The following is a 24,205-nucleotide window of genomic DNA, read 5'->3' as shown; positions in this document are numbered from 1 at the left end:
CGGGGCGATTTGAGCACGCTCCGGTCCGGACACACATCGTGGGAGCACCGGCGCGCGGCGGATGGAGCACCTGGGTCGTGATGTCTGTCTCCCCGCACGAGGACTTCCCCCCGGTGCCGACGGAAGTGTCAGTGGCAACCGTGCTGCAATCTTACACCGACAGGCGCGCTCTGAGCAGGCGAAGCCCTCTCAATGTCCGCCGCGCGACGCGCTGGGGATGTCGGTTCATGTGGGTTTGACACATGGGAAAAGAAACGCCCGGCGGAGGGACTCACACCGGGCGCTCCAGGCTGCTCGGTTGGCGGGTGGGGGCCCGCGAGGCATCAACCGTGCGAGGGATTGGGCCTGCGCGAGATGCGGTACAGGACGAAGCCCATGAAGGCGAAGGCGAGGACGCCGATCAGGTGATAGCCGCTCTCGCCCACGGCGTGGTGCAGCGCCGACTCCACCGACAGCTTGGAGATGGCCGCGTTGACGCGCTCGTTCACCGAGAGGATGGCCACCACCACGCCCGCCAGCGCGCCACCGGCCACCAGGCCCGTGGAGAAGAGGTTGCCGGGCCCCAGCTCGGAGTCCTCCGTGTGCTCACCCTTGCGGCTGGCCATGTAGTCCGACAGGCCCTTGATGGCGCCGCCCACGAAGATGGGCGCGGTGGTGGACAGCGGCAGGTAGGCGCCCACCGCGAAGGACAGCGACTTGACGCCGCACAGCTCCATCGTCACCGACAGGAAGACACCCACCAGCACGAACTGCCAGTCCAGGTTGAAGGACAGCAGGCCCTTGATGAGCGTGGCCATCAGCGTGCCCTGCGGCGCGGGGAACGCCTGGGTGCCGATCATGTGCTCCACGCCCTGGGCCCGCAGGGCCTCGGTCGGCGTGTCCAGCAGCTTCATGGTGAGGCCGATGACGATCGCCGCCGCCACCGCGCCAATCATCAGACCGATCTGCTGCGCCCGCGGGGTGGCGCCCACCAGGTAGCCCGTCTTCAGGTCCTGCGACGTGGCGCCCGCGTTCGCCGCGGCGATGCACACCATGCCACCCACGCACAGCGCCATGGGCTGGTAGATGTCACCCGTCCAGCCGATGCCCACGAAGATGAGGCACGTGGCCATCAGCGTGGCGATCGTCATGCCGGAGATGGGGTTGGACGACGAGCCGATGATGCCCACGATGCGCGAGGCCACCGTCACGAAGAAGAAGCCGAACACCACGATGAGGACGCCCAGCAGCAGGCGGCCGAACACCGTGCCCGGCAGGAAGGGCAGGGCCGCCATCACCAGGATGAGGCCCACGCTGCCGAAGAGCACGAAGGTGATGGGCAGGTCTCTCTCGGTGCGCTTCTGCGCGGCCGCGCCAGCGCCCTCCTTGAACGACGCCAGGCTCTCCTTGAAGGCCGAGATGATGGTGGGCAGCGTCTTGAGCAGCGTGATGAAGCCGCCCGCCGCCACCGCGCCCGCGCCGATCTGCCGCACGTAGGCGCGGTAGATGGCCGTGGCCGTGTTGGCGAAGGTGTGCGTCACCGGATCCCACCCGCCAGAGCCGCCCGCGGTCGTGAGGCTCTTGAGCTCGCCCAGCTTCACCAGCTGCGCGGCGATGGTGTCCGGCGGTACCACCGAGGCCAGCAGGGGGATGATGCCCAGCCACGCCAGCACGCCACCGGCCACCAGCACGCCGGCGATCTTCGGGCCGACGATGTAGCCCACGCCCAGGTACTCGGGGGTGATGTCGCCGTTGAGCGTGGCGGACGGGAAGAACTTGTTCGTCTGCTTCGTCACCAGCGCGGGCGTCTCGGCGATGAGCCGGACGATCTTCTGCAGCAGCGCGTACACGAACGCGAAGCCCACGCCCTGGAAGGCGATCTTCGCCAGGTCTCCGCCCTTCTCACCGGCGATGAGCACCGAGGCGCAGGCCGTGCCCTCGGGGTAGGGCAGGTTGCCGTGCTCCTTCACGATGAGCGAGCGGCGCAGCGGCACCATCATCAGCGTGCCCAGCACGCCGCCCAGCAGCGCCAGGGTGAAGATGGTCCAGTACTCGAAGAAGCTCGAGCCCTTGCTGTCGGTGCTCAGGAAGAGGAAGCCCGGCAGGGTGAACACCACGCCCGCGGCGATGGACTCGCCCGCCGAGCCGATGGTCTGCACCACGTTGTTCTCGAGGATGGTCGAGCCACCGAGCTTCTTGAGCAACGAGATGGCGAGCACCGCGATGGGGATGGAGGCCGAGACGGTCAGGCCCGCCTTGAGCGCCAGGTACACCGTGGCGGCGCCGAAGATGATGCCGAAGAGCACGCCGATGCCGATGGCCTTCGGGGTGAACTCGGGCACATCCGTCCGCTCGGCGGGGATGTAGGGTTTGAATTCGGCCGCGCTCTTGGCGGCTTCGGAGGTGACGGTGCCAACCGGAGCGTTGTCGCTCCGGCCGGTCTCGGTCTTGACTGCTTCAGGCATGGATGGGGGCTCCCAGCGGGGGACGGCCGTGTCGGGTAGTGTTCTACAACTCCCTTCCCGGTGCGCCAAATGTCACGCGGCCGTGTCCATCCGCTCGCCGCCCGCTGGCGTCCGGATTCCCGGCGCGCGAGGCATGCGGTCCAGATTCACCCGCTGGGCCAGCGGGACGAACAGGCTCTTGAGGCTGTAGGCCGCCAGGGCCAGGGCCAGCTTCGGCTGCAGCAGCACCTCCAGCCCGCCCCGCAGGTGGAGGACCCGGTAGAAGCGCTCGCAGGACGCCTCGTCCAGCGAGGTGAGGTCCACCAGGTTGCCAATCGACCACTGCAGCAGCTTCAACCCGGGGGGCCGCTTGCCCCGCGTCCGCGGGTAGATGAGGTCCATCGTGGTGGCGAGCATCCAGCTCAGGCCGATGCTCCGGGCCAGCCCCTTCTGGAAGCGCCGCGACAGCCCCTGGAGGTTGCCCGGCGTCGAGCGCGCCTGGGCCGCGAGGCACTCGCCGAGCCGCCGCGCGCCCAGGCTGATGACCGTCATGCCCTGGCCATACACGGGGTTGAGGGCGCAGACCGAGTCCCCCAGCAGCACGAACCCGTCCGGGAAGCGCGGCATCCGCTCGAAGTGCAGCCACCGGCTCGTCGGTATCTTGTGCATGACGGGCTGCGTCAGCGGCTTCGCCCCCCGGAGCGCCTCGTGGATGTGCGGGGTGGGCAGGCCGCGGGTGAACTCCAGGAACCCCGCCTCGTCGGTGGGTGGGTGGTCACCGAAGTACCCGCTGAGGCTGACGATCCACCGCCCGCCCTCCACGTTGGCGAGGAAGCCCGAGCGCCAGCTGTCCGGCGCCCGCGCGTACAGCGCCAGGCTCTTCCAATCGTTCCGCGAGTGGGCGGGGCGCTCGTAGAAGCGGCTCGTGTAAGCCAGCTCGATGCCGACCTGTTCCTCTTCCGGCCGGCCATACCCCAGCTGCTCCAGCCACTGGGGTGCCCGCGAGCCCCGGCCCGTGGCATCCACGACCAGATCCGCCGCGAGCGTCTCCTCTCCGTCCGGGCCCTCCACCTTCACTCCCGTCACCCGGCCCCCTGGGCCCTCCGTGAGCAGCCCCTGGACGGCGTACCCCTGCCGCAGCTCCACGTTGGGCAGGGCCACGATGCGTCCGCGCACCTTCCACTCCAGGTAGGGGCGGGAGCAGAGGATGGTCTCGTACCCGCTGACGAAGCGCGGCTTCCAGGCCCCGAAGTGGAACCAGGCGGCGTCCCGGCCCATGTCGATGCGGTCGGCGCCGCCCGCTTCCAACTCCTCCAACAGCCCGGGGAAGAGCTCCTCCAGCACCTTCAGCCCCGCCTCCAGCATGGCGTGGATGTGCCGCCCCTGGGGTACCGCCTTGCGCTGCTCCGGCCCGTCGGGGAGACGCTCCCTTTCTAGAATCACCACCTTCTCGAAATGCTCGGAAAGCACTCGGGCGCTGAGCAGGCCCGCGATGCTTCCTCCCATGACGACGGCTCGTCCGAATCCGCGCTTGCTGGGGTTCATTTTGAAGGTACCAGGGGGGTGGCGAGGCCTACTCCGGGGAGCCTCGGTAAACGAGGATACGCGGATTCGATTCCCTGGTGCATCAAGGAGCTGGAGAGCGGACGAGCGATGCGCGCCCACGTCTGCTCACCGTCCGAGGAAAATTCGTTTCCCCCCCTTCAGGTTGGGAAGGAGGTGGAGGATGTCCCTGGTGTTACAGTGTGGCCGCATGAGCAAGGCGCAGTTGAACCGGCTGATTCTCAAGGTCCTCCTGGAGCAACAGCTGGCGGTGATGCTCGGTGTGGTGCCGATCGTCTACATGGTCGTGCTGATCATGGGGCTGGAGGGTGACCTCGCCTGGAAGATCGCGCTGATCAACGTCAGTTGGATTCTCCCCGTATTTGGTCTCGCCATTCCGTTGTGGCTGACGGTGCACGTGACGCGCAACGCCCTGGCGAACAAGCCGGACGATGTCCCGGGGGCGCGGCTGCAGCGCATCCTCGAGGCGCCGAGGCGGATCGAGCTGGGCCTGTATGCCTGCTACGGCGCGTCGGGCCTCAGCTTCAGCATCTGGCCGCCCTTCGTCTACGGCATCAGCAGTGTGTGGGCCGTTCCCCAGGTGGTGCTGGCCTTCGAGCTGTTGCTGGGCATCGTCTTCATCTGGCAGTCGCTGCGCATCGAGAAGGTGCTGCGCCCCTACGCGCTCGAGGAGTTCCACCGGCACCCGCAGGCGGAGCTGCGGGGCCGCGGGTTCATCTGGCCCCGGCAGCGCTGGTATCTGCCCTACTGCTTCGCCCTGTACGTGGTGAGCACCCTGACGGTGTCGGGGATGATCATCGCGAAGAAGGCCCAGACCGGTTTCAACGCGCTGTTCGCGGATCTGCGGGAGATGTTGCCTCCGCAGGTGATGGTGATCCTGCAGGAGCGCGTCCAGGACATCATGGGCTCCATGGTGCTGCCGGTGGTCCTGGTGGGTGGCTTCCTGGTGCTCGTGGCGTCCATGGCGGCCTTCGAGCTGGCGCGCCAGCAGCACGCGGGCACGGACGCCGTCGAGCGCTCCATCGTGTCGCTCGTGGCGGGCAATCCCGCCCTGCCCAAGTGGGTGTCCACCGACGAGGTGGGTGATCTGTCGCGGGCCACCGCCACCGCCTTCGAGCAGCTGCGCGACTTCTCGTTCTCCCTGGGTGAGTCGGCGCAACTGCTGGGCGAGTCCGCCGAGGAGCTGGGCGTCTCGCACAAGCGGCAGACGGAGGCGCTCTCCACCCACGCCGCGGCGCTCCAGGAGACGCAGGTCACCGCGCAGGAGATCAAACAGACGTCGCTGCTGGCCGCCCAGAAGGCCGAGGGCGTGCTGAAGCAGGCCGAGCGCGCGGATCAGATCGGCCGCCTGGGCGAGGGCGCCATCGAGCAGAGCCTCCAGGGGCTGACGGACATCCAGCTGCAGGTGCAGCAGATGGCCACGAGCATCCGCTCCCTGGACGAGCGCGCCCGGCAGATCGCCGACATCACCCAGACGGTGAAGGCGCTGGCGGACCGCTCCAACATGCTGGCGCTCAACGCCGCCATCGAGGCGGTGCGCTCGGGCGAACACGGCAAGGGCTTCGCCGTGGTGGCGCGGGAGATCCGCAACCTGGCCAACCAGTCCATCAAGGCCACCGACAAGGTGCACGACGTGCTGGAGGAGCTGAGCAACGCCATCCGCTACACGGCGGACATGTCCGAGCAGGGCTCGGAGAAGGTGCACGGCAGCCTCGCCCAGGTGCAGGGCTTCGGGGAGAACATCCGGCAGCTCACCAACATCGTGCGCGACAACGTGAGCTCGGTGCGGCAGATCTCCGCGGCCGTCACCCAGCAGAATCAGGGCATCGGGCAGATCTTCCAGGCGATGAGCGACCTGCAGAAGATCATGGACCAGACGATGGCGAGCCTGCAGACGAGCGACGAGGCCGCCACCCAGATGCGCAGCGTGGTGGCGCGGGTGACGGGCTTCGTCGAGAAGTACGGCTGGCAGAACCGGTCGGAGCCGGAGGAGGGCCAGGGCCTTCGCTCCGGGAAGAAGACGGCCAACGTCTGAGCCCTCAGGCCGGAGCCGCCAGCGCCAGCACCCGGCCGTGCTCCCCCGCCAGCAGGAGTCCGGTCAGCACCGCCGGGGGCACGCCCAGCTCCGGCGGGAGCCCCTCCGCCTCCAGCGTCAGCCGCAGCGACAGGGCTTCTCCGCTCGCGGAGAGCAGCACCGGCCGCACCGCCACCCGCTGCAGGGGCGCTCGCAGCCCCACGCCCCAGACCTTCAGCACCGCCTCCTTCATGGCCCAGGCGGCGGTGATCGGCTCCACCCGGCCCGCGCAGGGAGCGGCATAGCCCTCGTGCTCGCCCGGAGCGAAGGCCTCCTCCAGGAAGGCTCCGCCCGCCTCCACCCGCTGCTCCAGGTCCACGCCCAGCGCCCCCCCTCGCGAGACCGCCGCCACCGCCAGCCCGTCCGAGTGGGAGATGGACAGCGCGACATCCGGTGCGGAGGGGAAGAAGGGCCGCCCTTCATCCTGTCCCCCGGGGCGGGCCAGGACCTCCGCGTGTGCCGCCGGGGCCAGCAGCGCCAGGGCGCGATGGGCCGCCACCCGGCCCGCGATGAGCTCGTGGCGCCGCTTGTCGAGCCTGCACCGGGCCAGGGCTTCCCGCTCGGCGGGCCAGAGCGAGGCGGCGTCCTCCCGCCCCACCTCGCACCAGCCGAGCACCACCTCCCGGCCCGTGGGCAGCGTGAGCCGGGAGGGCCTCGGCCCGGGAGCGTTCACCGGGGACGCAACCGCCGCAGCCACAGCGCCTTCACTCCCAGGAGCAGGGCTCCGTCCTCGCCCTGCACCTCGATGTCGTAGGTGACCTCGTCGCCGTCCACCTGCAGCAGCTTCGCCTTCACGTACGCGGACTCACCGGTGCGCCGCAGCCGGCCGCGGATCATCTGCTCCACGCCCATGGGGATGGACACCAGGTCGTGGTGGTAGCCGTCCCAGTTGGCGGCCACCTGGAAGGCGGCATCCAGCAGCAGCGGGTCGTATTGGAAGTGCGGCCGGGCCACGTGGGCGAAGATCTCCCGCTGCCGGGGGGCGCGGATGATGCCCTCCACCTCGCGCTCGCCCACGTAGACCCACTCGGCGCGGCAGAAGAGCGGGCCCAGGTACACGGGCTCCTTGGCCAGGTGGAAGATGGAGCGCGCCCGCGCGCCTGGGAGCGCGTCCGGCAGCTTTCCGGTGCCGGGCTCCAGGCGCGGCGCCGGTCCGAGCACGAAGCGCCCCCGGAAGTGGATGCGGCGCTGCGTCAGGTCGGAGCGGCCGCCCAGCGCCAGCTCGCTGCTGGTCTCGACGTGCACCACCACCTCCTCGCCGCGCTGCTCCAGCACCTCCACCGTGAGGGTGACGTGGACCGGCTTTCCCTTCGACTGCTCACCCGTCAGCGGCGCCTTGAAGAACTTGAGCGGGGTGTCGATCCGCAGCTCCTCCCCGCGCAGCACCGCCAGGTCCGGACGGAAGAGGGCCGCGCCCTCGCTCAGCATCTCGAAGCCGAAGGTGCCCGGCATGATGGGCACCGAGTGCAGCTGGTGCTGGAGCAGGAACGGGTCGTTGTTGAGGTCGAACGTGCGCGTCGCCACCAGCTTCTCCGGGGTGTGCTCCTCCACGCACTCGAGCATCGGGAAGTCCGAGGGCACGAGCAGGAAGCCCCGGTCGTCGTACACCTTCCGGGGCACGGGGCCCTCGGCGGAGGCGCCCAGGAAGGGCCACTCGCGGAAGAGCCGCTCCTCGAAGATGGCCACCTCGCGCTCGGAGCGGCCCAGCATCAGCTCGTTGATGAACCAGTAGGCGCCCTCGGCTGGGGTGATGAAGGAGACGCCGGTGCCCTGCACCACCTCGCGGTTGCGCACCGCCGCGCCCGAGCCCTCCCACGCCGTCCAGTCGATGGTGACGCAGCGCATGTGCGAGCGCGCCCGGTGGGCGTAGGCCATGGTGACCTTGCTCATCAGGTCGTTCGCCGCGCTGTAGTCCGTCTGGCCCTTGTTGCCGAAGCGGCCCGCGCCCGAGCCGAAGCACATCACCAGCTTCAGATCGTCCCGCCGCGTGGCCTCCAGCAGGTGCACCAGGCCCATCACCTTCACGTCCACCGTGGCCGCCACCATCCCCGGCGTCTTGTCCGGCAGGCTCTTGGAGGCCTCGATCATCGCGCCGTGCACCAGCCCGTCGATGTGGCCGTGGTACTCGCGCACCCGGTCCACCATGGCCCGCACGTCCGCGGCGTTTCGGATGTCACACGTCTCGTACTCGATGGGCAGCCCCTGCGCGTAGACCTCCTGGAGGTTGCGCCACAGCTCGCGCGCCCGGATGATGGTGTCGAAGGACTCGGCGAACTTCACCGGCGTGAGGGTGGGGTCCTCCTTCTTGCGCCGGACCATCTCCTCCTTGCGGAAGGCCTCGAACGCCTCGTCGTTGAGCGCCAGGTAGGGCTCGGCGCCGATGGGGGCCGGGGTGCGCCCGGTGAGGATGACCTTCGGGCCCAGCCGCGCCACCGCCTTGGCCACCTCGAAGACGGCGCCGCGCCCGCCTCCCGAGAAGAGCAGCACCCAGCTCGGGTCCACCTTGCGCAGCACCGGGCTGCCCTCCGGGAAGTCCGCCCGGCGCATGCCCACCACGAAGCGCCGTCCGGCCAGGTAGCCGATCTCCGTCCGGTCGCTGCCTTCCTCCAGCTCGCGCGTGACGGTCTCCGCCAGCACCCAGTGCGAGGTGCTCGGCTCGAAGTCGACGATCTTGATGATCGCGCCCGGCAGCTCCTGCTTCAGCGCCTTGAGGAAGCCCGCGGTGGAGCCACCCAGCACGTTGCCGCCGTCGCCCAGGAAGCCGAAGTCCCCTCCCATGGCGGTGACGGCCACATAGCAGGCGGTGCGCTTCGGGTCACCCAGGCGCTCGTACAGGGCGCGTCCGGTGCCGTGCCAGCGCGCGGTGGTCTCCGCCGTGCGGCGCGCGAAGCGGGCGCTGCCCAGCGTGAGGAAGTACTCGGCCGGACCGAAGGCGGCCAGGTCGATGACACCGTCGGCTCCGCCCAGGTCCTCGCTGGCCCGGCGCACCTTGCGCTCCACTTCCAGCGGGTCGGTGATGCCCGCCAGGGGCACCGTGAGGACGCGGGCTCCCCGGCCCGACAGCACGCGGGTGAAGGAGGCCACCATGCCCGGGTCGTCCCCGAGCAGCAGGAGCTTCTTGCCCGCCACCGGGTAGCGCTTCTCCGAGGAGAGCGACAGCGGCGTCAGGTCCGCCCTCCAGCGCTGGGCGAAGAGCCCTCGGCTGGGGATGGGCTGGCCCATCACGTTGGGCTGCGGTCCCGGCGTCTTCGGTATCCGGTGGGTGTTGTCGTGCTCCTCGAGGACGACGTGGTAGTTCGAGCCGCCCAGGGCGAAGGTGCTCACCCCGGCGAGCCTCCGTCCCTCGCGCGGCGTGGGCCAGGGCCGGCCCTCCAGCGACAGGGAGATGGGCAGCTTGTCGAAGTGGATCTCCGACTTGGGGAACTCACCGCCATTCATGGGCGGCAGGAAGGCCTGGTTCACCGCGAAGGCCGCCTTGATGAGGCCCAGCATGCCGGAGGCCGACGAGGTGTGGCCGATCTGCGACTTGAGGGTGCCCATGGGCACCGGGGTGTCACGGCCGCGAGCCTGGAAGACCTCGCCATAGGCGGTGGCCTCGGACAGGTCTCCCGCCCGGGTGCCGGTGCCGTGCGCCTCCAGCAGGCCCACCTGGTTGGGGTGCGCCTTGGCGTCCTCCAGCGCGCGCTCCACCGCCCGCGCCTGGCCCTTGGGGTTGGGCGCCAGCAGGGTGGTGCCCCGGCCATCACTCGAGAAGCCGATGCCGGAGATGACGGCGAGGATGTTGTCCTTCGTCGCCTCCGCGTCTTCCAAACGCTTGATGACGATGGCGCCCGCGCCCTCCGCTGGCACGAAGCCGTCCGCGCGATCGTCGAAGGGGAACGTGCCGCGAGGGGAGAGGAAGCCGAGCACGGCCAGGGGCGCCACGTACTCCGGCGCCAGGTTGAAGGCCACGCCGCCGGCCACCACCGCGTCGGCCTCCCGGTTCGCCAGCGACAGCAGGGCGATGTGCACCGCCGCCAGCGAGCTGGAGCAGGCCGCGTCCACCGCCATCACGCCTCCGGTGAAGTCGTGGATGGAGGCGAGCCGCGTCGCGCACGTCATGCCCGTGTAGTACCAGAGCGTGTTCTCATCCAGCGGGGGCACCGCGGACAGCAGACTCTGACGCAGCGTCTCCAGCAGCGGCAGCAGCTTGCGGGCCGACATGCCCTGCGCCCGGAGTGCCTCCTCGGCCAGCGTCAGGTAGCGCTCGCTCACGAAGCGCTGCTCGGTCTGGAACTCCTTCGCGCGGGCGGGCAGCTGGCCCACCACCACCTGGACGCGCCGCCCGTTCCACTGGCCGGGCTGGTACCCCGCCTGCTCCAGCGCCTCCTCCGCCGCCTTGGTGAAGAGGACGACGGCCGGGTCCAACGCCGCGGCCTGTGGAGGCGGCAGCTTGAGCCAGCGAGGGTCGGGCGCCGGCAGGTCCACCACGCCCGCCAGCCGGGGGATGATTTCACCGGGGCCCATGAGCCCGTTGAGGATGCGGTGGACGTTGAAGCGCGAGGGCGGCAGGTCGCCGATGGCGTCCGCCTTGGTGATGATGTTGCTCCAGAGCGACTTCGCGTCCGAGGCTCCCGGTGCGACGGCGCCCATGCCGACGATGGCGAACTTCTGCGAGGGCGCGCGGACCGGGCGCACCGTGGGCGTGGCCTCGCGGCTCGGCGCCGCGCCGAGCAGCGCGTGGTAGGCGAGTCCCGCCCAGCCCAGCGAGCTGACGCCCACGTAGCTGCGGGGCGGCAGCTTCGTGGGGCGGGCGAGGCACTCCAGCGTGCTCTGCGTCTCGTAGCGCGGCGTGGTGAGGCCGGAGATGGGGGGCCGCATGCCACCATGGAGCGCCAGCGCCGCGCGCATCACCGACACCAGTCCGCTGGCCGCCTGCTGGAAGCCCACCTGGGGCGCGGCGGAGGAGAACGTCAACAGCTCGGAGCGCGTGGCGCCGAGCGCGGACCTCAGGCCGAGCAGCTCCTGGTCCTCCAGGCTGGGAATCCCGCACGCCTGCATCTCCACGTGCCGTACCAGCTCCGGGTCCACCCCCGTCATGTCCAGGCAGGTGCGCGCGGCGCGGTCCACCAGGCGGGACATGCGCGAGAGGCCCTGCTTGAGGTTCATCTCCGAGGTGACGCCATGCAGGACGGCGTAGATGCGCTGCCCATCCGCCAGCGCGTCGTCCAGCCGGCACAGCACGAGCGCCACGGCGCCCTCGCCGGGCAGCGTGCCCGCGGAACGGGCATCGAGCGAGAGCAGCTCCTCCGCCGCCAGCCAGCCTCGCGCGGCCAGCAGACCGAAGGAGGAGGGGCTGAGCAGCGGCGACACCGCGCCCACCACCGCCACGTCACAGTGCCCGTGCTGCAGCGACTGCGAGGCGAACTTCAGCGCCGCCAGGGACGAGGCCGTCCCCGCGTCGATCGCCAGGTGCCCGCCCCGCGTGTCCAGCATGCTGGAGAGTCGGCCGGCGACGATGGTGGCCGTGGTGGGAATGGACTCGACGGTGATGGGCGGGGTGTGCTCCGACACGTGCCGGTCCACGGCCTCCAGCAGCCGGTCTCCCTCCGCGTGCTCCTGCAGCATCGCCGCCAGGTGCTCGCGCATCTCCGGCGTGCGCAGGCGCAGCGTCTGGTCGATCTTCATGTCCACGCCGAGGCCGGTGGCCCCGAGGTAGATGGCGCACCGGGCGCCCGGGCTCTTCTCGGGGCCGTAGCCGGCGTCCTCCGTCGCCTGGAGGAGCGCCAGGTGGAGCAGCCGATCCATGCGGTGCATCTTCTCCACCTGGTTCGGCGGCAGGCGGAAGCGCTTCCAGTCGCGGCCCTCCTCCTCGACGAAGCCGCCCATCAGGGCGTGGTGGAGGCCCAGCCCGGTCGCCCACTCCTCCGGGGCCGGCTTCAGGGCGCGCATCCCCTCCAGGCCCAGGTTCATGAAGCGCGACGGGGAGTCGGCACCGGGCAGGTTGCAACCGAGCCCGACGATGGCGAGAGGGATGTTCGTGGGGGAGGTCATCGCGGAGTGAGGCTCTTGACGAACGACTGCCAGGCAAGACGGGGCACGGGAGGGGCGGGATCCTCGGTGGGCAGCGAGGCCATGCCGACGCCGTGCAGCTCCAGGACGGGAATCCCATCCTGTCCGAGCACGTGCGCGTCGAAGGTGGCCAGCCCGACGCTGGCACCGCACAGCCGGGCCTCGCCCAGCAGCCGCTCGTCGCGCCGGGGCATGCGGTACCAGAGGAGCTCGGCGATGGTCATCTCGCGCGAGCCCTCGCCCGAGAAGGCGTACCACAGCCACTTCACCAGGTGCAGCGCGCCCTCGAGCGCGGCGGGGGCCACCTGGATGCGGCTGGCGGGCAGCAGCCGGGTGAGCTGGCGCGGCTGGGTGATGCCCCCCTGGATGCGGCCCAGCTCGTTCATCCGGGCCCAGGAGACGACCTGGAGCGACTCGGGCACGTGCTCGGCGTGGCCGCCCACGGAGGCGTAGAGCTGCTTGCCGTTCTGCAGGTTCTCCGAGCGCGGGGCCAGCATCTGCTGCTGCTGGGGCCAGGGCGCCGGCTTGTAGATGTGCGCGAACTGGAGGGTGGCGCGGCAGACGGGGATGGGCTCCTCGGTGGCCTCCTCGGTGCCCGGCAGGGAGCCGGCGACCACCGGCTCCAGGGACAGGAAGATCGTCACCTCGCCATCCGCCTCGCGGCGGGCGCGCCCCACCAGCTTCGCGTCGGCGGAGGTGTCCGAGGCGCGCAGGAACCAGCGCACGTCCCTCATCCCCACCAGGACGCGGTCCGGGTACACCAGCGAGCCGACCTCGCCCAGGAACTCCAGCTCGAGCGAGGCGGACAGCGTGCGCAGCTCCTCGTCGAGCTCCGCGGGAAGGCGCACGTCGCGCTTGGCGACCGCGCTCTCCCCCCGGAGAACCTCGGAGACATCCTCGAGCAGCGGATATTGCGAGGTGTCGGGTTGCACGGCCTACCGGTCCTTCACCAGATGCTGGAGGAGCTCCTGCAGGGTGCGGACCTTGTTCGCCTCGGGCGCGGCGGTTCCCAGGCGCGAGGCCATGGCCTCACCCAGCTTGCGCAGCTCCTCGTTCTTCACGCCGGCCTGGCGCAGGTCCATGGCGAGCAGCGCCTCGCGCACCGAGCGCGAGCCCGCATGGCCATTGGCGCCATTGCCCGAGCGGCCCATGGACTCGACCTGGGCGGGCGGCACGGAGACGGCGGCCGACTGCACCGCCGCGGCCACGCGCTCCGTGGCGCTCGTGGAGTGCACGCGCTCGACGATGTGCTCGATGACCTTGCCCAGGGTGTTGAACTCGCGCAGCGAGCGGTTGGGGTCTCTCGGGACGCCGAAGTACTCGCGGGTGCGCGCGAAGATGTCCACCTGCTTGACGGTGTCGATGCCGAGGTCGGCCTCGAGGTCCAGGTCCAGCTCCAGCATGTCCTCGGGGTAGCCCGTCTTCTCCACCACGTTCTTCAGGAGGACGGCGCGGACCTGCTCGCTCAGGTCCTCGAGGTTGGCGGCGGGCTTGGCCGGGGCCGGAGCGGGCGCGGCGGCGCGGGGCTGGGGCTCGGCGCGGGCGGCCGGAGCGCTCGGCCGGGACACCGTCATCGCGGGAGCGGTGGGACGGGGCGCCGGGGGGATGGCGGGAGTGGGGGCCGGCCGGGCCGCGGCGGGAGCGGGAGGCGGCGGCGCGCTCGGACGGGCCGGGGCGGCGGGCGCCTTGGAGGCGGCGGCACTGGCGCTCAGCGCGAGCGTGCGCTCGATGATGTGCTCGATGACCTTGCCCAGGGTGTTGAACTCGCGCAGCGAGCGGTTGGGGTCTCTCGGGACGCCGAAGTGCTCACGGGTGCGCGAGAAGATGTCCACCTGCTTGACGGTGTCGATGCCGAGGTCGGCCTCGAGGTCCAGGTCCAGGTCGAGCATGTCCTCGGGGTAGCCCGTCTTGGCCACCACGTTGTCCAGGAGGACGATGCGGACCTCTTCCCTCAGGGCCACGGGGTCGACGTCCGGCGCCGCGGCGGGCTCGGGCTGCCGGGCCGGCGCGGGAGCCGGCTTCGGGGCCTGGGCCTGGGCCGCCGGAGGCGCGGGAGGCGCATGCTTCAGGGCCTGGGCCGCCACGGAGGCGGACGTGGGCGCCTCGGCGCGCAGCTGCTCGACCAGGGCGATGATGGACTCGAACGTCCTCAGGTGCTCCAGCCGGGCCCCGGAAGCGTCCACGCCGAACTCCTCGCCCAGGGCGAGCGCCACCTTCATGGCGGAAGCGGGCTCCAGGACCCCCTCGAGCGGCATCTGGAGCAGCGTCTCCTCGACGTCGGCCGGGGAGAAACCACCCGCCTCGTCCGGCGAAAGCTGGCCGACGCCGTTGACGAACGCATGACCCACGAGGCGCTTGAACTGTTCCATGTCACCTACCTTGGGATGAATCGACGCGATAGCCCCGTGGGTCTTACCCTTCAAGGTCTCGCGAGTGAATTGCGTAAGGGACCACTTGGGGCCCGCTTCGATGAAGATGCGAGCGCCGCGCTGGTGGGCGGCCTCGATGGCCTTGCGCAGCCGGACGGGCTCGACGAACTGGCTGGACAGGAAGGCGGGGTACTCGCTCGGGGGCCGGTTGCCGTAGGGGGCCGCGTCGATGGTGGAGACGAGGCACGCCTGGGGCTTGCGGAAGCGCAGTCCCTCCAGCACTCGCTGGTAGACGGGGCGGGCCGCGCCGATGAGCTCCGAGTGGTAGCCGTGGGAGACGGCCAGCACGGTGCACTCGATGCCCTGGGCCTCGCAGCGCTTGACCAGCTCGGGCAGGGCATGGCGGTCCGCGGAGACGATGCAGGCGCGCGGCCCGTTGTCCGCGGCCAGGGTCGCGTAGCCGGGGAGTCCCTCGAGCAGCTCGGGCACCAACTCGGCGGGGCAGGAGAGCGCCGCCATCTGGCCCGGGTCCTCGGTGGGCATCTCCAGCACGGCGAGCGTGCGCGAGTGGATGGCGCGCAGGCCCTCTTCCAGGGAGAGGCTGCCCGCGGCCACCAGGGCCGCCAGCTCGCCCGCGCTCTGGCCGATGAGGTACTCCGCGTGGATGCCGTGGGCCGACAGCAGGCGGTAGAGCGCCACGTTGACGAGGAAGACGGCCGCGTGGATGTCCTCGTCGTTCTGCTGGTAGCTGCGCGGGTCGTCCGTGAAGAAGCCGCTGGTGAGCGTGCGCCCGGTGAGCCGCACGTAGATGGCGTCCGCCTCGTCCAGCGTGCGCGCCACCAGGGGGTAGGCCTGGGCGAGCGGGCGGAGCATGTTCGCGTACTGGCCGCCCTGGCCGGGGAAGGTGATGGCCACGGGGGCGCCGCGCAGGGGGGACTCCGGGCCTCCGACGAAGATGCCGGACTGGGCGAGGAACTCCAGGTCCCCGCCCGTCTGAGCCGCCTTGCGCAGGAAGTCGCGCTTCTTGCGCAGCTCCTCGCGCGAGCGCGCCGTGAGGGCCATGCGGAAGGGCCCCTCGGGCGTCTGGCGCGTGTCCTCGAGCGGCTCGGGCAACTCGCACAGCCTGTCCAGCTGCGCCAGGCAGGTGCGCGCGTCCGCGCCAGCCACGGCGACGAGCCGGGGCTCACCGCCCTCGGACGAGGAGCCCTCCGTCACCGCCGCCGGCTTCTTCGGCGAGGGCCGGTACTCCTCCAGGATGGTGTGGAAGTTGGCGCCGCCGACGCCGAAGCCGCTGACGCCCGCGCGGCGCGGTCCGCCGTCCTGGGGCTGGGGCCAATCACGCGCGGTGGCCACCACCTCCACACCCTCGGGAATCTTCGGGTTGAGCGGCTCGCACTTGAGCGACTGGGGGATGAAGGCGTTCTTCAGCGCGAGGGTGACCTTCATCATGCCGGCGGTGCCGGCCGCGGCGTTCAGGTGGCCGATGTTCGACTTCACCGAGCCGAGGAGGATGGGCCGGTCGCGGCCCTCGCTGTAGGCGGCGTGGGTGGCGCGGGCCTCCGTCACGTCTCCCAGGGCGGTGCCGGTGCCGTGGGCCTCCACCAGGTCCACGCTCGCGGAGGGGATGTTGGCGGCGGCCAGCGCGCGCTTCATCGCCAGGGCCTCGCCCGCCTCGCTGGGGGCGAGCACGGAGCGGCCCTTGCCGTCACTGGCGCCGGCGACGGAGCGGATGACGGCGTGGATGCGGTTGCCGTCGCGCTCGGCGTCGGACAGGCGCTTGAGGACGAAGACGCCCGCGCCCTCGCCGGGGATGAAGCCGTCCGCCCTGGTGTTGAAGGGGAAGCTGCCGTGGGCGGACAGCGCGTTGAAGCGGCAGGCCGCGATGAAGAACTCGGGCAGCATGTCGCACCACACGCCGCCGGTGAGGACGACGTCGGCCTCGCGGTGCTGCAGCATCTTCCACGAGGCATGGAGCGCGGCGTGGGCGCTGGCGCACGCCGAGTCCGTCACCATGTGCGGCCCGTGGAAGTCGTACAGGTTGGCGATGCGGCCGGCGTTGAGGCTGCCCAGGTAGCCGGTGAGGCTGTCCTCGCTGATGGGCGGGAGGTTCGCCTTGTAGCGCTCCTCGGCGCGGCGCAGCACCGCGTCGCGCGTGGCCGCCGGCATGCCGGACTTCTCCAGCGTCAGGCTCAGCTCGTGGGCGAACTCGGACCAGTGCGTGCGCGTGTCCGCCTGGAACTTCTTGCCCTGGTAGGGCAGGAAGGCGAAGGACATGGCCACCCGGTCCCGGTTCCACTTGTCCGGGGCGAAGCCCGCGTCCTGGAGCGCCTCGTCCGCGCACCACAGCATCAGCACGTGCGAGGGGTCCAACGAGGCCCAGGCCGCCGGAGGAATCCGCATCTCCAGGCTCGGCTTGGGGAACTCGTCCACGAAGCAGCCCAGCTTCGTGTAGGCCTTGTCCTTGCGGTCCGGGTCGTAATAGCGCTCGATGTCCCAGCGCTCCTTGGGAATCTCCCGGGTGGCGTCGTAGCCCTCCACCAGGCGCTTCCAGAAGTCCTTCACGTTGGAGGCGCCGGGGAAGATGCCTCCCAGGCCGATGATGGCCAGCGGCTCGTCCTTGGGACGGGCGCGGACGGCGGGGGCCTGGCGGCGCTCGGCGGGGCGGTACGCCTCCAGCACCGCGTGGAAGTTGTTGCCGCCGAAGCTGAAGGAGCTGACGGCCGCGCGGGCGGGGGCGTCGGGGCGGTAGGACTGGGCCTTCTTCGGCACGAAGAAGGGCGTGCGCTCCATCTCCAGCTTCGGGTTGACCTGCTCCACGCCGGGCTGCGGGGGGATGACGCCGTGGTGCAGCGAGAGCACGGCCTTGAGCAGTCCGGCGGCGCCGGCTCCCGCGCGCAGGTGGCCGATGTTGGCCTTCACCGAGCCGAGCGCGATGGAGCCGCCCGGCGCGCCCGTGTACACGCTGGCGAGCGCCCGCACCTCGCTGGCGTCGCCCACCTGGGTGCCCGTGGCATGGCACTCCACGTACTGCACCGAGCCCGGCTCCACGCCGGCGTCCTCGAGCGCGCGGCGCATGGCCATCGCCTGGCCCTCGCTGCGCGGCGCCACCAGCGACTTGCCCCGGCCGTCCGACGAGCCGCCCACGCCGCGCACCAGCGCGTAGATGGTGTCCCCGTCCCGCTCCGCGTCCGACAAGCGCTTGAGGGCGAACATGGCCACCCCCTCACCGAGCAGGGTACCGTCCGCCTGCTCGGCGAAGGGCCGGATGGTGCCCTGGCTGGAGAGCCCGCCCATCTTGGAGAAGGCGATGAACTCCAGCGGCGTCAGCATCTCGCTCGCACCGCCAGCGACGGCGAGGTCGAACTCGCCGTCACGCAGCCCCCGCACCGCCAGGTCCAGGGACGCCAGGGAGGAGGCGAAGCCCGCGTCCACCGAGTAGTGCAGCCCCTTGAGGTCGAAGTGCATGTTGATGCGCCCGCAGGCCACGCTGGCCGAGGCGCCCACCACGTTGTCCTCGCTGACCTCCTTGAGGCGCTCGCGCAGTTGCATGGCCGTGACGTCCAGCAGCTCCTGCTGCCTCGAGGCCGGCAGGGCCTGGAACTCGGCCGTGGAGCGCACCGCGTCCAGCATGTCCTCCAGGCGGATCCGCATCCCGCTGTCGCGCTGCCAGCCCAGGCCCGTGGCGCCCAGGATGATGGACGTGGAGTCCTTGGGGATGTTGCGCACCTCGGACAGCGCCTGGGTGCCCGCCTCCAGGATCATCCACTGCAGCGGGTTGACCTGCTGCGCGTCGGACGGCGGCACCTTGTACTTGCGCCAATCAAAGACGAAGTCCGTGATGAAGCCGCCCAGCTCACAGTGCGTCTTGTCTGGAATTGATCGGTCCGGGTGGAAATGGAGCGCGTGGTTCCAGGCACGGGCGGGGACCTTCGTCAGCGACACCCTGCCGGCGGTGATGCTGTTCCAGAAGTCCGAAACGCGAAGGGCATTGGGCAGGACACAACCCATTCCCACCACGGCGATGGCTTCCATGCGGGTCTCTCTCTGTAACCGGGTCGAACCCAAAGGGGGACGGACGAGGTACGGAACCTCGTGGGGGATGTCGACTGTATCACGCAGAAATGAGCGGCAGCGTGCCCGGTTGGGCTCCCAGGGTTCTCTATTCCCACAGCGGCAGTTGAGTTCGCTCGGGGAGTAGGTAGGCAGGCTGGAAAGTCTCACTCCTGTTCTCACTCGGGGGGTGAACGGGTCCTCGTGCACCCACTCGCTGTCAGCCTGTCAGGCGAGGGGGCCTCCCGCGGGACGCGCTGGCAGGGGCGGCCCGGTGGGGCCGTGTGGAAGGGCCCGGTCCTCCTCGGAGTCCCCCGTGCCGGGGGGTTGGGCGCGGCGGTTGCACAGGCGGCCCGGTGGCCTGACGGAAGGCCGGACACGAGGGGAACGTATGAACGCGAAGAAGATGATGAAGAAGCAGCGCCGCCGCGAGCGCGGCATGACGCTCATCGAGATCATGGTGGTCATCACCATCCTCGGCCTCATCATGGCCGCGGTGGGCGTGGCCGTGATTCCGAAGCTCGACGAGGCGAAGGTGAGCACCGCGAGGATGGACATCGGCAGCATCCACAACGCGCTCAAGCTCTACTACGCGAAGAAGGGCCACTTCCCGGACACGGCCAGCGGTCTGCGCGCGCTGGTGGAGACGCAGGCCCTGGAGCAGATGCCCAAGGACCCGTGGGGCAACGAGTACGTGTACATGAACGAGGGCGGCAAGCCCATCGTCACCTCCTATGGAGGGGATGGCACCTCCGGGGGCGAGGGGAGCGCCGCGGACATCTCGTCACGCGACCTGGAGGCCGTGGCCCGGCGCTAGTCGGGTGGAGGGGCACCGGATGGCGCCCTGGCCGTGTCCCTGCCGGAAGGGGGTCCGCCGTGTCTGGGTGGGGCACGCGGACCTACCTTCATGGCGGAGGTGGCCATGGCACGGACGATTGAGATTCCTCGGGAGAACTGGGCCGTCTACTTCGAGCGGCTCGGCCGGCAAGCGCAGGCCTACCCGGTTCGAATCGAGGTGGAGAACCAGGACATAGGCGACCAGGAGATGGCACGCAGGCTTCCCCTGATGGGGATCGACCTGGAGACGAAGGGCTCGGAGAGCGGTGACCTCGAGGTGACGGTGGGCGACGCCGACCAGAACTTCATGCACCACATCGATGACCCGGTGCGCGTGTACCTCAAGGTGGAGGACTCCGGGAACATCGACTGCATGGAGATCGAGGACGCGGCCAACGGGAAGACGCTCATCTTCTTCGAGCGTCATCCCGGCCTGCCCGCCACGGTCCTGCTGGAGTCCCGCGCCGACCGCGAGGAGCCGGTTCCCGGGCCGTGAGGATTCCTCCGGACTACGGAGGATCCAGGGTGGGGGGGATGGTCACGAAGCCCGACGCCCCCACCTGCCACAGCTCCACGGGGGCGCTCGACTCTCCACTGGCGTCGAAGTTCAACTGGCCGCTGGCTCCATCCACGTTGACACTCCGGCCCGCGGCCAGCTCCGTCGACAGGTAGGTGAAGTTGGAGTTGGTGAGCTGGGTCTGGGTGCTGCTCGTGCCGGTGGACACCTTCGTCAGTCCCTCGGCCAGCTTCGGTCCCGTCACGGTGTTGGAGGTGCCCAGGGACCAGGAAGCGCTCAGCCCCAGCAGGTACATGGCGTCATAGGCGTTGGAGGTATAGGCGTACGCGGCCGGGTCCTTCTTGTACTTGTCCAGGAAGCGGTTCTGGAACGTGCTGAAGGCCTGTCCGGTGCCCTGCGCCGGGGCGGTGCCATGGAAGTCCCGCGCCTGGGCGGCCGCCTGCGAGTCCGTCAGCAGGGCCGCGTCCTTCACGCTGTCGGAGAAGAACCAGCGGTGGGGGCCATCGGGAATCCGCTGGAGGGTGGGCCGGGTGGCGGCCTCCTTGAGGATGGCCGCCGCGTCATCCGCGAAGCCGATGAGCACGGTGAGGTTCGGCGCGTACATCTCGAGCTGATCCACCGCCGACTTCACGTCGCCGCGCTTGGGGTAGGAGAAGGTCCGGTTGGGCACGCGGCGGGAGACGTCCCCATTGAGCAGCCGCTCGGAGATGATGTTGGCGAGGCCCTGTCCATACGGGTCGTCCACATAGAGGATGCCCACCTTGCTCGTGGTCGTTTGGGGACCGAAGCGGCTGTCGGTGCGCAGCAGGTGGGCGATGACGCTGCCCTGGATGGCGTCCGAGGGCGAGGTGCGCCACACGAGCCCCGCCGGGGCGGCCCCGCCGTTGGTATCCGCCAGCACCGTCAGCTCCGGCGAGGAGGCGCTGTAGCTCATGAGCAGCACGTTCTTGCCGATGGTCACCTTGGCGACCTCGAGCGACTGGCTGCTGCCGGCCGTCACCACCGCGGCCACCTTCTTGTCGTTCACCAGCCACTCGGCCTGCCTGCGCGCGCGCTCCACGTCGCTCGAGGTGTCGCAGTAGTACAGGGCGATCTGCTTGCCGACGATGCCGCGCTGGTTGAGCTCATCGAGCGCGAGCAGGAGGGCGTTGAGCGCCTGCTCGTCGGACACGTCCACGCCCGCGCCCGGCTCCGTGCTGGTGTGCACGGGCACCAGGGCACCCAGCGCGATGGCGCCGGGGTCGGCGGAGCCGAAGGGCTTCTCGTTGCAGCCGGTGGGCAGCGGCAGGCAGACGTTGCGCGTGCAGATCTGGTTGGAGGCGCAGTCGGCGCTCGTCTCGCACTGGTCGAGCCCCCCCGCGGTGGTGAAGCTGCACCCGGTGGCCAGCAGGGACAACATTCCCATCAAGCTCAGCGCGCGCATCAGAAGCTCACCTCCATGCCCGCGCCAGCACCCGCGGGGGCCAGTGTCACACGGGGCTTGCCCGGCTGGGGCAGGGGCTCCTTGGGGTAGAGCAGGACGGCGGCGACCGCGCTGGCCACGCCCACCCCGAAGCCGATGTCCGCCAGCAGCGCGTTGGTGCGCGTGGCGGTCTTCGCCGCGAGCTTCGGATCCAACTCCGTGGCCTTGTCGAAGTCGCTGCGCGCGCTCCGGGCCTGCAGCCCGAAGACGGTGCCCGCGCCGATGCCCACCAGTGCCACACCGCCCAGGGCGAAGGACGTCACCTGCATGCGCTTGCGCGCGGCCAGCGCGTCCTCATAGGCCTCCTTGAGGCGCAGCTGGTTGGTCTCGTCCGCGCGACGGGCCGCCTGCCGCTCCTCGTCCGCGCGCTTCCGGGCCGTCGCGGCCTCCTCCTGCAACCGCTTGCGCTCGCTGGCCGTCGCCGCCGCCCGCGACTCCTCCTTCTGCAGCTGCAGCTTCAGCCGGTCGATGAAGAGGTCGGCGCGCTTGATGAGCGTCAGGTCCGTCCCCTTGGCCTTGTACTGCTCGTAGTACTGGATGGCCTCGCGCTCCCTGCCCGCCTGGTCGTACGCGCGGGCGATGTTGTAGAGCAGCCGCGGGTCGGGATTGGGCGACGCCTCGTGCGCCTTCTCCAGCACCTCCGCCGCTTCCAGGTACTTCTTCTGGTCGTACAGCCGCTCGGCCTGTTTGATGAGCTCCTTCGGGTTGCCCCGTGCCGCGCCGCGTTGGGCGAGGGCCGGAACGGGCAGGAGCAGCAGGGCCGCCAACAGAACCAGGAACAATCGCATGGTTGGAGAGCCTACTCCTGAACTCCCCACGGGGCGAAGAGGGCCGGAAACGGCGGGGCCGCCCCACCTGACGGCGGGACGGCCCTGGAAGACGGTGAGTCTCAGCCGCTCCTACACGCCGGGCTCAGGAGCCCAGGCGGGAGATGAGCAGCTTGCGCTGGAGCGTGAGGGCCTCGGGGGCCTTGAGACCCAGGGACTCGAAGAAGGGCTCCTGGCTCTTGAGCTCCGCCTTCCACTCGTCCTCCTTGATGGAGGTGACCTCGGAGACGGCATCCGGCGAGAGGTCCAGGCCCTTGAGGTTGAGGCCCTGGTCGGCGCGCGGCACCCAGCCCAGCAGCGTCTCCTCGGTGGGGACGCGGCCGTGGACGCGGTTCACGATCCACTCCAGCACGCGCATGTTGTCGCCGAAGCCCGGCCAGATGAACTTGCCGTTCTTGTCCTGCCGGAACCAGTTGACCTGGAAGATCTTCGGCGGGTGGGAGATCTTCTTCTGCATGTTGAGCCAGTGCTGCAGGTAGTCACCCATGTGGTAGCCGCAGAAGGGCAGCATGGCCATGGGGTCGCGCCGCACCACGCCCACCTTGCCGGTGGCGGCGGCGGTGGTCTCGCTGCCCATGGTGGCGCCCAGGAACACGCCGTGCGTCCAGTTGAAGGCCTGGATGACGAGCGGGACGGTGTTGGAGCGGCGGCCGCCGAAGATGATGGCGGAGATGGGCACGCCCATGGGGTCGTTCGCCTTGGGGCTGAGGACCGGGTTGTTGGAGGCGGGCGCGGTGAAGCGGCTGTTGGGGTGTGCCGCCTTCTCGCCGCTGCCGCGCTTCCAGGGCCGGCCCTGCCAGTCGGTGAGCTCCTCGGGGACCTCGCCGTCCATGCCCTCCCACCACACGTCGCCGTCGGCCGTCATGGCCACGTTGGTGAAGAGGGTGTCCTTGGCGACGGAGGCCATCGCGTTGGGGTTGCTCTTGTAGTTGGTGCCGGGGGCCACGCCGAAGTAGCCGGCCTCGGGGTTGATGGCCCACAGACGCCCGTCCGGACCCACGCGCATCCAGGCGATGTCGTCGCCCACGGTCTCGATCTTCCAGCCCTCGTACTCCTTGGGCGGGATCATCATGGCGAAGTTCGTCTTGCCGCACGCGGACGGGAAGGCGGCCGCCACGTACGTCGTCTCGCCCTTGGGGCTGGTGACGCCGAGAATCAGCATGTGCTCGGCGAGCCAGCCCTCGTGCTGCCCGAGGTAGCTGCCGATGCGCAGGGCGAGGCATTTCTTGCCCAGCAGCACGTTGCCGCCATATCCGCTGCCGAAGCTCCAGATGGTGTTGTCCTGGGGGAAGTGGCAGATGTAGCGGCGGTCCGGGTTGAGATCGCCCGTGCTGTGCAGGCCGCGGTTGAAGTCGTTGGAGTCCCCCAGCATGTCCAGCGCCGGCTTCCCCATGCGGGTCATGATCCGCATGTTGAGGGCGACATAGACGCTGTCGGTCAGCTCCACCCCAATCTTGGCGTAGGGGCTGCCCAGCGGGCCCATGACGTAGGGCACCACGTACATGGTGCGGCCCTTCATACAGCCGGAGAACAGGTGGGTGAGCTTGGTGTAGGCCGCCTCGGGCTCCATCCAGTTGTTGGTGGGGCCGGCGTCCTCCTTGTTCGTGGTGCAGATGAACGTGAGGTGCTCCACACGCGCCACGTCATTGGGGTTGGAGCGGTGCAGGTAGCAGCCGGGGCGCTTCTGCTGGTTGAGGGGGATGAGGATGCCTTCCTTGACCGCCAGGTCGGTGAAGCGCTTCTTCTCCTCCTCCGAGCCGTCGCACCAGACGATGTTGTCCGGCTGCGTCATCTGCGCCATCTTCGCCACCCAGGCCAGCAACTCCGCGTTCTTCGTGGGAGCGTTGCCCTGGAGCGCTGCGGTTTGGGTCGGGGCCATTCGCGTGTCTCCTCGGAAATTGAGTGGGCGCAACCTTCCTGGCTGCCCCCTATAAAAGCAACAACCCCCCCGGCCACACCCCGTCCCGGCGCTCCCAACTCCCTTCAATTTCACTTATCGGACCCCCAGTATCCAGAAGCAGACTTTCGTCGG

At 70.0% G+C, this 24,205-nt stretch carries 12 protein-coding genes; 3 read left to right on the top strand and 9 right to left on the bottom strand.

The features are described 5' to 3' along the window. Nucleotides 1–323 precede the first annotated feature (323 nt). The gene (locus JRI60_RS42175; protein ID WP_204221715.1) at nt 324–2,444 is read right to left on the bottom strand and encodes an OPT family oligopeptide transporter; all 2,121 of its coding nucleotides are present in this window, start codon (nt 2,442–2,444) and stop codon (nt 324–326) included. A 72-nt stretch (nt 2,445–2,516) separates the two neighbouring features. After that, on the bottom strand, nt 2,517–3,929 hold the full coding sequence (locus JRI60_RS42170) for an FAD-dependent oxidoreductase (protein WP_239470047.1): 1,413 nt from the start codon (nt 3,927–3,929) through the stop codon (nt 2,517–2,519). A gap of 220 nt (nt 3,930–4,149) precedes the next feature. On the opposite strand from JRI60_RS42170, the gene JRI60_RS42165 reads away from it, so the two are divergent. Further along, nucleotides 4,150–6,021: a methyl-accepting chemotaxis protein gene (locus tag JRI60_RS42165; protein WP_204221713.1), complete on the top strand. Its 1,872-nt coding sequence runs from the start codon at nt 4,150–4,152 to the stop codon at nt 6,019–6,021. Between the two features lie 4 nt (nt 6,022–6,025). Here JRI60_RS42165 and JRI60_RS42160 read toward each other — a convergent pair whose 3' ends face one another. The 4 genes from JRI60_RS42160 to JRI60_RS42145 are packed head-to-tail and all read right to left on the bottom strand — an operon-like array spanning nt 6,026 to nt 18,512. Next, nucleotides 6,026–6,733 (bottom strand): 4'-phosphopantetheinyl transferase family protein, encoded by a 708-nt coding sequence (locus JRI60_RS42160; RefSeq protein ID WP_204221712.1) that lies wholly within the window; start codon nt 6,731–6,733, stop codon nt 6,026–6,028. After that, on the bottom strand, nt 6,730–12,093 hold the full coding sequence (locus tag JRI60_RS54780; RefSeq protein WP_204221711.1) for an SDR family NAD(P)-dependent oxidoreductase: 5,364 nt from the start codon (nt 12,091–12,093) through the stop codon (nt 6,730–6,732). The genes JRI60_RS42160 and JRI60_RS54780 overlap by 4 nt, the downstream gene beginning before the upstream one ends. Beyond that, complete coding sequence (locus JRI60_RS42150) at nt 12,090–13,043, bottom strand: hypothetical protein (protein ID WP_204221710.1); 954 nt, start codon at nt 13,041–13,043, stop codon at nt 12,090–12,092. Before JRI60_RS42150 ends, JRI60_RS54780 begins: the two co-directional genes overlap by 4 nt. A 3-nt stretch (nt 13,044–13,046) precedes the next feature. Then, the gene (locus JRI60_RS42145; RefSeq protein ID WP_204221709.1) at nt 13,047–18,512 is read right to left on the bottom strand and encodes a type I polyketide synthase; all 5,466 of its coding nucleotides are present in this window, start codon (nt 18,510–18,512) and stop codon (nt 13,047–13,049) included. A gap of 409 nt (nt 18,513–18,921) precedes the next feature. Here JRI60_RS42145 and gspG point away from each other — a divergent pair, with 409 nt between their 5' ends. Then, nucleotides 18,922–19,347 carry a type II secretion system major pseudopilin GspG gene (gspG, locus tag JRI60_RS42140; protein ID WP_204221708.1) on the top strand — a complete coding sequence of 142 codons (426 nt, stop codon included), beginning with the start codon at nt 18,922–18,924 and terminating at the stop codon, nt 19,345–19,347. 105 nt (nt 19,348–19,452) lie between these two features. Beyond that, nucleotides 19,453–19,863 carry a DUF5335 domain-containing protein gene (locus JRI60_RS42135; protein WP_204221707.1) on the top strand — a complete coding sequence of 137 codons (411 nt, stop codon included), beginning with the start codon at nt 19,453–19,455 and terminating at the stop codon, nt 19,861–19,863. A 13-nt stretch (nt 19,864–19,876) separates the two neighbouring features. Here the strand turns inward: JRI60_RS42135 and JRI60_RS42130 are convergent, their stop codons facing one another. From JRI60_RS42130 to JRI60_RS42120, 3 genes are all read right to left on the bottom strand, one after another. Further along, nucleotides 19,877–21,307, bottom strand: coding sequence for an ABC transporter substrate-binding protein (locus tag JRI60_RS42130; RefSeq protein ID WP_204221706.1), 1,431 nt, complete (start codon nt 21,305–21,307; stop codon nt 19,877–19,879). Beyond that, a complete protein-coding gene (locus JRI60_RS42125; RefSeq protein ID WP_204221705.1) occupies nt 21,307–22,134 on the bottom strand; it encodes a tetratricopeptide repeat protein in 828 nt (275 codons plus the stop codon). Before JRI60_RS42125 ends, JRI60_RS42130 begins: the two co-directional genes overlap by 1 nt. A gap of 124 nt (nt 22,135–22,258) precedes the next feature. Then, on the bottom strand, nt 22,259–24,052 hold the full coding sequence (locus JRI60_RS42120; protein WP_204221704.1) for a phosphoenolpyruvate carboxykinase (GTP): 1,794 nt from the start codon (nt 24,050–24,052) through the stop codon (nt 22,259–22,261). Nucleotides 24,053–24,205: the final 153 nt, after the last annotated feature.

Origin of the sequence: Archangium violaceum (assembly GCF_016887565.1) — a bacterium.
Classification (GTDB): domain Bacteria; phylum Myxococcota; class Myxococcia; order Myxococcales; family Myxococcaceae; genus Archangium; species Archangium violaceum_B.
The sequence above is the reverse complement of the archived record's forward strand: the minus strand, read 5'-3'. Positions and strand labels throughout refer to the sequence as shown.